At 56.6% G+C, this 10,764-nt stretch carries 11 protein-coding genes; 5 read left to right on the forward strand and 6 right to left on the reverse strand.

Going from position 1 to position 10,764, the window contains the following annotated elements:
• The first annotated feature begins 55 nt into the window (after positions 1–55).
• Positions 56–1,126: a helix-turn-helix domain-containing protein gene (locus XH88_RS00215; protein ID WP_271613422.1), complete on the forward strand. Its 1,071-nt coding sequence runs from the start codon at positions 56–58 to the stop codon at positions 1,124–1,126.
• The gene (locus XH88_RS00220; protein ID WP_271613423.1) at positions 1,123–1,653 is read left to right on the forward strand and encodes a hypothetical protein; all 531 of its coding nucleotides are present in this window, start codon (positions 1,123–1,125) and stop codon (positions 1,651–1,653) included. The genes XH88_RS00215 and XH88_RS00220 overlap by 4 nt, the downstream gene beginning before the upstream one ends.
• On the opposite strand, the gene XH88_RS00225 is transcribed toward XH88_RS00220, so the two are convergent.
• The 5 genes from XH88_RS00225 to XH88_RS00245 form a co-directional block, all read right to left on the reverse strand.
• Complete coding sequence (locus XH88_RS00225) at positions 1,634–1,831, reverse strand: hypothetical protein (RefSeq protein ID WP_271613424.1); 198 nt, start codon at positions 1,829–1,831, stop codon at positions 1,634–1,636. The two genes, XH88_RS00220 and XH88_RS00225, sit on opposite strands and share 20 nt — an antisense overlap.
• Before the next feature lie 351 nt (positions 1,832–2,182).
• Entirely contained in the window at positions 2,183–3,337 is a 1,155-nt protein-coding gene (locus XH88_RS00230; RefSeq protein ID WP_271613425.1) for an alpha/beta hydrolase, read from the reverse strand.
• Positions 3,338–3,536: 199 nt separating this feature from the next.
• The gene (locus XH88_RS00235) at positions 3,537–4,691 is read right to left on the reverse strand and encodes a S1 family peptidase (RefSeq protein WP_271613426.1); all 1,155 of its coding nucleotides are present in this window, start codon (positions 4,689–4,691) and stop codon (positions 3,537–3,539) included.
• Between the two features lie 20 nt (positions 4,692–4,711).
• Entirely contained in the window at positions 4,712–5,353 is a 642-nt protein-coding gene (locus tag XH88_RS00240; RefSeq protein ID WP_271613427.1) for a M12 family metallopeptidase, read from the reverse strand.
• Between the two features lie 37 nt (positions 5,354–5,390).
• Entirely contained in the window at positions 5,391–6,470 is a 1,080-nt protein-coding gene (locus XH88_RS00245; RefSeq protein ID WP_271613428.1) for a hypothetical protein, read from the reverse strand.
• Positions 6,471–6,773: 303 nt separating this feature from the next.
• Here XH88_RS00245 and XH88_RS00250 point away from each other — a divergent pair, with 303 nt between their 5' ends.
• The 3 genes from XH88_RS00250 (at position 6,774) to XH88_RS00260 (ending at position 9,563) form a co-directional block, all read left to right on the forward strand.
• The gene (locus XH88_RS00250) at positions 6,774–8,093 is read left to right on the forward strand and encodes a hypothetical protein (protein WP_271613429.1); all 1,320 of its coding nucleotides are present in this window, start codon (positions 6,774–6,776) and stop codon (positions 8,091–8,093) included.
• 68 nt (positions 8,094–8,161) lie between these two features.
• On the forward strand, positions 8,162–9,130 hold the full coding sequence (locus XH88_RS00255) for a helix-turn-helix domain-containing protein (protein ID WP_271613430.1): 969 nt from the start codon (positions 8,162–8,164) through the stop codon (positions 9,128–9,130).
• Positions 9,120–9,563, forward strand: coding sequence for a hypothetical protein (locus XH88_RS00260; RefSeq protein WP_271613431.1), 444 nt, complete (start codon positions 9,120–9,122; stop codon positions 9,561–9,563). Before XH88_RS00255 ends, XH88_RS00260 begins: the two co-directional genes overlap by 11 nt.
• 161 nt (positions 9,564–9,724) lie before the next feature.
• On the opposite strand, the gene XH88_RS00265 is transcribed toward XH88_RS00260, so the two are convergent.
• The gene (locus tag XH88_RS00265; RefSeq protein ID WP_271613432.1) at positions 9,725–10,633 is read right to left on the reverse strand and encodes a tyrosine-type recombinase/integrase; all 909 of its coding nucleotides are present in this window, start codon (positions 10,631–10,633) and stop codon (positions 9,725–9,727) included.
• Positions 10,634–10,764 lie beyond the last annotated feature (131 nt).

Raw genomic sequence — 10,764 nt, forward strand, 5'->3', positions numbered from 1 at the left:
CAAATGTCTCATTTTGCACTACTTTTGTCAACCACAAACTCAACTGGAGCTATAAATGATCGGAGAACGTCTTGTAATTGCTAGAAAAAGTGCCGGGTTGTCACTTCGCGATTTAGAACAAGAAATTGGCAAAGCCGTCACGTTTCAGGCTATCCAAAAATACGAGGCGAACGAGGCCATGCCAAGCTCGTCCGTACTGCGAGGGTTGGCACGCGCTTTAGGTGTGACCGAACGGTATCTCTTGAATCCCCGCCAGATCGATATCACGGGCGTTCAATTCCGGCCCGGCATCGACGGCAGCGCTAAGCAACTTGGCTCCCTCAAAGCTCAACTGCTTAGTGCAATCGAGAAATATATCGATGTCGAAGAACTTGTACCCGGTGCCGATATTAACTGGGTTCAGCCATCGGGATTTCCCTATCCCATCGTCAGGATGGAAGACGTCGAGCTCGCCGCCGCACGGCTGCGTGCGGCCTGGAATTTAGGAAGCCAGCCAATTTCCGATCTGCCTGAATTGCTGGAAGAGCGTGGAATCAAAGTGATTTCGCTTAAGCTTGATCCAAAAGTATCGGCAATACTTTGCACCGTTCAACGTGGGAATCATCCTCCCATGCCGCTTATCGCCGTCAATGTGGATGCACAGGGGGAATACCAAAGGTTTGGTCTAGTTTGCGAGCTTGCCCATCTAGTCCTTGATTTTGAATCGATTCGGGAGGCGGAATCGGTATGTGAACGATTCGCAAGGGCATTCTTGATGCTGCACGATGTTTTCATCTCGGCAATTGGAAAAGCGCGTAAATTGCTGCCGATGGGCGAGCTCTTTCGCTTGAAAGCGATGTTTGGCGTCGCCGTCGTTCAAATTGTTCACAGGTGTGCGGACTTGGGCATTATCAACACCGAGGAGAAGCGCCGATTGTTCACGATTTTCGCTGATAAGGGCTGGACGAAATCGCCTTATCGTGAGCCATTTTCCAACCGTTGTCAGCGTCCTTCGCGCTTTGAAAGGCTTTGCCTGCGTGCCTTCGCGGAGGATCTGGTTTCGGAATCTCGTGTGGCTGAGCTATTGGGCGTATCGACGCGCGAGCTTGGCCGTTACTATGATGAAATGTTGGGGGGGCCTGCGTGACCCCTATCGCCGTTCTTGACACATCGGTTGCGATCGATCTTCACCGGGGCGATCTTTTCGATGCGTTTTTCAAGCTTCCCACCAAATACATGGTGCCTGACATCATGTACGAGGACGAATTGGCAGCTTGGTTCGGTGAAACACTCTTGTCTCGCGGTTTGATCGTGCAGGAGCTTCAAGAGAGTGAAATCGACCAAGCTCGAGAGTTTATGCGACGTTGCCCGAGCCTTTCGGTTCACGATGCCTATGCGCTGGCGCTTGCTGCCGACGGCGGTCACACCATGCTTGCGGGAGCGCGCGATATGCGGGAGCTTGGAATCGAGGTCGGTATCGAGGTTCGTGGTGTGCTGCATGTCTTCGATATGATCGAAGAAGCTCAACTTCTCTCACCCGCTAGTTTGCACACCTGCCTGACAATGGTTTGCCGGTCGCGGCGCGTGCGCCTCCCCCAAGAGGAGATCGATGCCCGTTACGCGAGATACTCGTCGGTAGCGTGGCCAAACCAGGTTAATAGTGCGACAGGGTGAAACGACGACTTTCAGCAAATGTTGAAATAGCCATATCGAGTGAAATCGTCGCCCTCTGACACCCGGAGAATGCCTCCTGGTTTCCGCCCGTGGTCTGTGGCTGTCCGACGATCATGACGACGGCCACAATCATCAGCAGCAGCAGTGAATAACCGATGATCCTTTCGAGAACTTTCACCAGTTTCGTCCCCTACCAACCCCACCAAACCGTCCCGGCATATTTCGTCGCGACGTATTGCGAGCGCCTTGCGAACACGCAATCGATTTATTCGCACGCTTGAAGAGACGCAACATTCGTCGATCCGCAGCACGACGACCCTTTCTTACTAAAACTCTGGCAGCGTCGTTTCGCCCTTTCGACCAATAAACGCAGCCATTCGGCGCAAAAACGACTCGATCCGCGGCAATGCAGCCGGGATGTGCCAGCAAGCTTCACACAACGTGATTCGCCTACATGGCCTAGGCCGCGCTCAACGTTGGGCGCTAAGCGCTCGCGCCTGCCAGCCCTGCAAATAGGCACGCGCCCTCCCTAGTAGGGATACATCCAATAAGTCGTATTTGAATCGTCGGGCATTGATCGCAACGTCGGGGTCCGCTGCGGGGGTTTGAGATGCGTCGAAGAAGAAATGATCCGGCCTATGTCATCGAGAACCGCGCGGCTGGTTGAATATGTACTGTGATTTAGAGCAAACATTTCGCCCCCCACGGCAGATACATCGATCGTTTCGATCCCAGGGACCAGCGTCGGTCCGCTGTTGGTCACGAACCCCATTCGTGATTTGGACTGCGCTTTCTTCATGGAAACCAGCAATGCCAAATCAGTCGAGGAGGCATATAGAGTGACCGCCCCCGCGGCCGCCTTGATTTGGTTCGCACGTTGCAGATAAAGATCGCGATCCACGTCGGGGGCAGCAAAAATCAGCTCGGTGATGCCGAGCGTCGTCTGGCTCAGGGCAGCTTGTTGCAAGGCGCCCAGGACAACTTGGCTTCCGAGGCTATGCGCAACCACGATGATCCTTGAGACGTTTCCCTCCTTTTTGATCAGCTGGAGAAGGTCGAACAGGCCATCCGGCGCGAACAAAGCACTCTCGCGATCGTAGTCATAGTCCTTCCATCCCCCTTTGGAGGGCCAGGAATACATCATGACGCGACCTTTGTAGTTCGCATCGAAAGCGATTTGCGCCGCCTTGAAAGCAGCATCCTGAAAGGCAACGTTATAGCCATGCACAAAGAGCATCAGGCTGTCGGCCGGATTAGCTATCGCGGCGGCAAACTCTTCCCGTGAAAGCCGGTTCAGCTTCTGAATTCGAAAGTGTTTTCCGTCCTGCTCCGCCTCTTTTGTTCCCCACCAGCTCGTTCCGGGGATCTCCACTTCGCCCATCTTGTGGACGATGGGAATGCTGACCGTCACATAGCCAAAAGTGTTGGAAGAGGCCCGAGCATAGGAGATCTGGCTTAATTCCAGACCAGGTCCGCCGGCCACCTCTCGGTTCGTAGCAAAGTAGACCGGCACCACGCCTTTGATCGCGGGCTTGTTGACCACTACCTCAGCTCCGGTGGTGCTCTTGTTGGGAGGCGCCTCCTCGCTCGCCTCACCGGTCGTCGGTCGCCAGGGCCGTGCGGCATGGTAGTGCCGGACATGGTGGTAATATCCAGGTCCGTAGCGGTAGCCGTATCTTTTCAAGAGGCCCCCATGTTTCTGGGGAGTTTTGTGGACGTGCGGCTTGAGTGGCTGTGAGAGCGGAGCCTGGTGGGCGCAACCGGTCGCGAGCCCGCAGAACAGGACAGTGAAGACTGTCCGGAGCCGTCGGAAAAGCTGCCCGATCGGTTGCAGCCTGTTTAGCGCCTGAATCTGCGATGCAAGCCTGATCATCTATAGAAACCTACTTCGCAAGCATCTGGGACACATTGACCGTAGCCCCCAGCCATCCGCGGTACCTATCTACAGCGGGCCCGCTGGTGAGCCTAAAGGTGAAGCGCGCCTGCGCTCCGCTGTCGTTAATCGCGCAAGCGATATTGCTTGCGCCATTTGCCGTCTCGACATGCCATTTGCATCCTGTGATGCGGTAGCCAGGCTCAGCAGGGAAATTTTCGGTATAGTCCGCCGAGTGCTCGGCAAACACGACCGGGTGATCGTCCTTGGTCTTGTCGACCGTATACGAGCGCTCGATCTGCTTCGGTTCGACAAGCTGCGTTACCGGCACGTTCACGATAAGGCGGCGGTCTTCGGGCAGTATCGTGTGGATCGCCCCAGCCAGAATCTCGGGGATCTTCACGCCAGCGTTGGCTTGGGTCTGCACATGCGTGGAGTTCAGCTTGCTCCAGTTCTCAAACGAGATCGTCGTGTCAACCCATTTCGTCCAGCATACGGACGGCTGGGGAATGGCGGCTATCATGTTGTAGAGTGGGCTTGCAGTAATCACGGTAGCGGGGATGATGAAGTTGACACCGGAAACCTGCGCCTCATTCCACTTGACGATGCCGCCAACGGCGATCCCGAGCAGAGCGCCGAACTCGTTGAATGCAGGTCCGCCGCTGTTACCGACATTCATAACCGTATCGGTTTGCCATCGGCCGCTCGGGCTCGTCTGGTTGCTGATCAGACCGCTCGAAATGCTCAGATCCAGATCGAGAGGATAGCCGAGCAGATAGAGCTGTGTCCCCATCGGAGCCTGCTGGTTGTCGTTGATCACGGGCATCGGGCAACGAGAGGCGCCGCCGCTATTGCCGGCGGGCTGCGCCAGCTCGAGAAGGGCCAGGTCTCTGGCATCGTCGCGATGAACCGCAGTGACCTTGATCGGATTCGCATTGCGCGACCCGAGTCGGGCATTGACGTCAAAACTCTTGTAGTTCTCCTCGCGTCCAATCACATGGCTGTTGGTCAGCACGAGGCTGTCGCCGATGAGCAGCCCGGAGCCGCCGCCGACTTCCTGCTTGTCGTTGTACATCACCCCAACATACTGGACGTGAACCGTCCTGACGTTGTAGCGCGCAGCAATCTGCACCGCCGCGCGATCGGCCTGCGCGGGCGCGCTCATGGATAGGAAGAGACCGAGTGTCAGGAGGGATAGAACGTCCTGACGGCGGCGATATCGAGTGGGCTGAGTTGTCCGTTTCCGTTCCATGCTGGATTACAATAGTTCATTATTGAATGGGGATCGTATTTGGTGACCTTATAATCTCCGACCGAGCCGGAAGCTTTTTCGTTGCGGCACTGCTCCGGCGCATCGTCGCGATTCTGTTCATGGGTGAAACCGAGCGCATGACCGAATTCGTGGACGGCGACAGCGCGAATGCAGAATTCGCGCCGATCTCGGCAGCCTTTGCTCCAATGATTGAAGCTGAAATTGAGAGTCATGCCTGACGGCTTGCGGTCGAGATACTTGCCGACGACGTCGGTGTGAGCCCCCTCATCGGCGATCCGCACATGCACACCGGGTGCGCCGTCCGTGCAGGCTGGCCAGGTTTTCGAAAACCATACGCCACCTTGCGCCGCGGTCTCCCAGGTCTCTGCAACCGCTTTTCGGACCAGTTCGGCATATTTTTGATCCTTCGCCTGCAGGTTTTCCCAGCAGACCGGAATCTCTTTGATTTCCCATTTCGAACCACGAATGACCGTGCCGTAAAGCTCCATCTCGGACACGCCCGACGGAAGCGCAGGCTGAGCATTTGCGCCCCAGCAGAACACAAGCGCGACCATCAGAACGAGTCTGGGCGACCAGAAGCGAAACATATCTCTACTGTGTCGGGGTTGGGCTCGGCGGGAACACGGGCACCGGCGCCACTATGAAACCATTCGTCCGAGGTCCGCCTCCCGTGCGGCGGCCGCCCGCTCCTGCCCCTCCCGGAAACTCCTGCGACTTCTCTCCTCCCGGCGAAGGCGCCGTGAAAATCGGATTGTCCTTTGATCCAAGCGGCGGCGTCTTCGGCGCATAACCGGCAGAGCCGGATTTGGCCCCATTAGCAAGGACCGCGTTCGGACCGTTGATGTAGATCCCGAGGTTACTGAACTGCTGGCCCGAGGCGGACGCATGGACCGCAGCAGGCGTCCAGCGCGACGAAGTGAGTGAGTATTTTGCCTCGACCCCGCCGGTAACCTGAACTGAAAATGTATAGGTCATCTGCGCCGGCTCGGCGCTCTCCGATGGCATGGCCGGCGTGAGATTGTTGGCCGCGATCAGGATCGCATTGTCCCGCAACCAGGCCGCCAGCGGCTTGGATGCATCGACAATGATGCGCTTATAGGCGGCCCGGTCCGGGTACTTGTTCTCGGCAAGTGCTTCGAGCTCGATTAGGTCCGCAGGCGTTCCTCGATAGCAGCCACGCTCATACGGTGCAGGACCCGGCGCTGCCGTTGTGTCGGAAGCCAGCTGGGCGTTCTGCTTCATCAGGAATGACCAGATCAGGTCATAAGTATCCTGGGCTGAGGCCGTTGGACCCACATGCGTGAGCTCGGTACTGGTCGCGCTCAGAACCCGTTTGTAGTCAAATGCGGTGCCGGATCCGAGCCCGCCAGTGTCGGTGACCTTCAACTCGAGGAAGAAGGTGCCGTACAGAAACGGATCGATGTCGAAATGAGCGTACCTGTCGAACGCCTCTTCCGGCCTTGTTTTGTAGATCTTCAGGTATTCCTTCCGCCTTTCCCGTTCTATCTGATAGAAGGTCACGACCTCGCACCGGATCGACTTGAGAAAGTAAGGCAACTCACCGGCCGTGATCACGCCCGTCTGCGGATCATGAATATGATAAAGGCTGGTGCACCCGCCCATAGCAAGGCAAACGCCAATTGAAGCCGCGGCGCGGCCGAATGTCCACATATGAACGCCCCCCTCCGCGTTCGTTATGCACGCGCGGATCTCCCGCCCAGATTGAAAAACACCCCACCCGGTTTAGTCAATAGCATCGTGAGGACAATGCAGTTTTTCGTTGTCCACGCCATGTTTCGCGCAGATTTTCCTTACCGCGCTTTGCACTCCTCCCCGTCAGCGCGCTGGTCTCGGCCGCCCCTACGTCCCAAGACATGTGAGCAACAAACCGGAGCCGATTGCAAATTTCCCGGCACACGCCTATCGATAGAACATATTGCTGGTGTGATTTGGACGAAGATTTTGCCGGGGCCCGTGAACAGCCGAGCCGAAACGTCAGCGTTTGAAGCCTGGAAGAAGGAGGCGCGCGAGCTTGCTGGCCGCCAGGAGCTGATCACGCATGCCAGCCGCAATGAGCTCAGGAAAGCTCTGATCGAGCTCGACGCCTTGTTTCGGAGTGCGCCGGGAATCGTGCACAAGGCCTATCGAAATCTGACAGAAAGACGAATTGAGGGGGCGCGAGACAATTTCACCTCGTCGATAGGCGACGGCCATCTGTTGTGGTCACTGTCCGATGAGACGCCTGAACTGGCCGCTTTGAAGATCGGCGGTCTCATACGGGAGATCGATCGCGCGCTTGCTGACCGTCGGTCTCAGTGGCCGATCAGTTCTGGTGAGTGGCACATTGAGCAGCTTGGATGCTGGTTCATTCCGCGGCAGGGCGCAAGCGCATTACGTCCGGCGCGAAGGCCGCAAGCCTACTCGAAGCGGGGCCTGCTCTTTCACCGGATCCTGCCCACTGTGATACAGGGCTATCCTGTCCACGTGGTGGATACTCGCACGTTGCATAGTACCGCATCGGACGCGAGCAAATGGAGGATGGGGGCTTGCCTGTTCAAGGTACTCAAGCTCAAGCCGGAGTTTGCTTGCCTAGCCGGAGATAAGCGGTTCGTGATCGCCGGCATCGAGGCGCCGTCGGCAGAGGACGCCATTTCGGAGCAGATTGCTCAGGCGCTCAAGGAGAACTGCATCGCAATCGTGTGGCCGGAGCTAACCGTCTCGCCGGGGTTGCGCGAGAGCATCGTCAAACTCCTGCGAGACCGCGACGTTGCGGACGAGCTCGAAGCTCCTGAAATTCTGATTCCAGGAACCTGGCACGAGAGAAGCGAGAATGGGGTCGTGAACCGGGCGCGGATCTACGACGGCTACGGAGAGGAGCGCCTGACATACGACAAGATCGCCCCTTATGCCGATGACGATTGGGGTACGGAAGCCATTACCGCAGGCGACCGGATATGCGTTCTTGCCACTGAAGGCGCATTGATCGGGGTCGCGATTTGCCTGGATTTCTGTGACGTGTGCGAGACCCCCTTCACCGAGCTCGATGTCGACGTCATGCTGGTCCCGTCCATGGGCAACGACCGCACGATGCAGGGCCATCAGATCACGGCCGCACAGGTCGAGGTGCGGTTCGGCACCCGGAGCTTCGTCGTGCAACACCCCACCCACACCGCCTTCAAGGACGACCGATTAGGTACCATTTTACCTCTTCTGAAGGCGCCGAACGCGGTTTCAGCCAAGGAACTCGCCCAAAAAACTGTTTGGGCTGCCTACAAATGGGGCCTTGACACCTAGATTCCGGCACTAAAATCAGAGTAAAGCGTTGTAAAATGTTCTTAACGGTTGTGATGTAGGACTGGCCCATGCCGGACGTAGCGTTGGAAAAGATAGAGACGGGCGAGGCGACGGCCAGCGAGGCCCGGCGTGTCATTTCGGAGCTCCTCAAAGACGGAACCGAAAGGAGCCTCGAGCGCCTTTATGCAACATTGGGAGCGTTTGTTTGGAACGCGCTTGAAAGTCGCCGGCGTGATCCCGAGATGCGGGAGTGGTTCGACATCCTGCGCCGGGTGAGTGCGACGCTCGGGCCAAAGAATGCTGCCTACGCAGAGCGTTTCAGGGCCTTCTTTGATCTTCTGCAGATGTCGATAAACACCTCCAAGCTCGCACGTCCGAGCGAGGTCATGCATCGTCAGCACGTGGTGGCAATCCTTTGCTTGCTGCGCGACGCACCGTCGCATCAGATGGAGAAGACAGCGATCGCCAAGAAGTTAGAACTCAAGGACGCCAATCTGAGCCGGATTCTCCGGTTGATGACGAATGCGCGATTTGTGGAGCGAACGACACAAGGAAGATTTGCTCACTTCGCTTTGACGCGCGACGGTTTGCTTGAGCTGGAAAACAGCGAAAAGCGTGAAGGCAAGAAGCGCAGCCAATTGCCCGCACAGCTGCAAGACAAATACCTGCTGGCTGGAGCCGCTCACCCTCACTATCTAGTAGAGGATACAGATGCGGTTCTTCGCTCTTATGATCTCGCGCTACAGAGCTCTGCGCACGCCCCAAATACGGCTGGGCTGCTCAATGCGGGCGCTCTGGGCGTCCGTCGCGCTATGGAAGACTATCTGCTTCATTTTCACGGGCCAGCACCTGCAGCGCCAGGATACATGAAGGTGAGGACAAAGAATTCATACCAAAGTTTTTCCGTCACCGTCGTCCAGACAAAAAAGGCCGAAGCCCACGGCTCCTACACCATCGAGGCAGCAAGCAGTCCCAAGGCTGTCTCCCTCCCTGTAGTGGCGCTGCAGCTGCACGAAGAGGATGAACATGCCGAATGAAGATCTCGATGCTTTGAAGCCGGATGAGGCGCAAAGCGATCCCGGTTCTGTCGTGCTGTATGGAAGCGCCCTGGTCGATCGACTGACATATATCTCGACAACCTACAGCTCGCTAGTCATGAGTATGGGCAAGGCTGCTCGTGACGATCGCGATGTCTTGGTCCCGCTGGTGGAGATGAAGTTCAAAGGACCGGCTGGCCAAGACGACACTGTCTCCAAGACCTTCTTTTCGGAGCTGGTGCCCCTCGAAAATGTAGCATTCGTTCTCGAGGATATGTCCAACGATCTCACGACCATTTGCCGTCACCTAAATGCGGTGAGTGCCGGACCGGTGAAGCCCGACTCTAAGCGGTTGGGAGAAACGAAAAGGCTTCTCAACGAAGCAAAGGGCAATATCGAAAAATGCCTCGCAGATTTGGAAGGAATTGGCTGAGGGCCTAAAAACGTCAGGCTTTTTTTGAAGGTTCCTCGGCTTGCAAAAAGGTGGACGAAGTTTTCGCTTCCGGCGCGCTACCATCTCCGGCCTTGTGATGCCGCCTGTGATCCATCCCTTCCGGTTCAGCCTTCATCTCTGCGACAGCCAGCCTCGCTAAGCTATGCCGCTAGGTTAGCCAGCACGTCAGCTTTCTCCAGGCTGACTCTGAGCGCCTCGTCGGAGACGTGCGTGTATATTTCGGTGGTTGAGATGCTGGAATGTCCAAGCAATTTTTGAACGAAACGGATATCGACGCCGCGCTCGATCAATAGAGTAGCGGCCGTGTGTCGCAACATGTGCGGCGTAATCCGACGTCGGCCACTCGAAAATTCAGAATAGCGACGAAGAGCGAGGCGAACCGACTGGGGCCGCATCGGACGCTGAAGTCGATTCACGAAAATATGTGTACCTTTGCCCGACTGCTTCGTACGCGTGTCCAATAGCTGCAAAAGTTCCGAACGAAGCCCCGGATCAGAAATGTACACCTCTCGATCCCTTGCTCCCTTACCGCGAATCCTGATGCGCGTTCCCTCCGGAGCCACATCAGCAACAACTATCTGGCAGAGCTCACCTACTCTTATTCCAGTTGCGACCATCAGGCGCACTGCGACTGAAACCGACCGTGAGGATGAAGGCATCATTCCTCCGGCGCTCGCTAAGCCAGACAATACACTGCGAACCTCAGAACGCGAGAGACAGCGCGGCAAGCGCTTTCGCCGTGGAAGCTCTAGTCGCCAGCCACGGAAGGGGTCCGCAGCAGGCTCCAAGGCCGCCGTTCGACGAAAGAATGCGCGCAGGCAAGCGAAGCGCCGACGCGCAGTTGAAATCGAAAGTTTCCGCCGCTCCAACAGATCGAAAAGATAAGCTCCGAGATCCGCGCCAATTACCGAACCGACTGAACGATCAACACCCAAAAATCCGTGAAAATCGTTCAGATCCACGGCATAAGCCTGCAGGCTGTGCGGCGAAAGTTGTCGCTCAATCGCACAATACCGCAAGTACTCCGCAACAGCTGAGCTGATCAGCATGACAGCTACACTCCGATTCACAAAAGCAGCTCGTCTCTATCGCAGTAGAAGCATGTTGGGGATGGGCTCAGCTTCATTAATGGTAAACACCATCACAATGTGCTGCCGGAGGGCACATAACTCGGAATTAT

It is taken from the genome of Bradyrhizobium sp. CCBAU 51627, assembly GCF_028128765.1.
Lineage (GTDB): Bacteria > Pseudomonadota > Alphaproteobacteria > Rhizobiales > Xanthobacteraceae > Bradyrhizobium.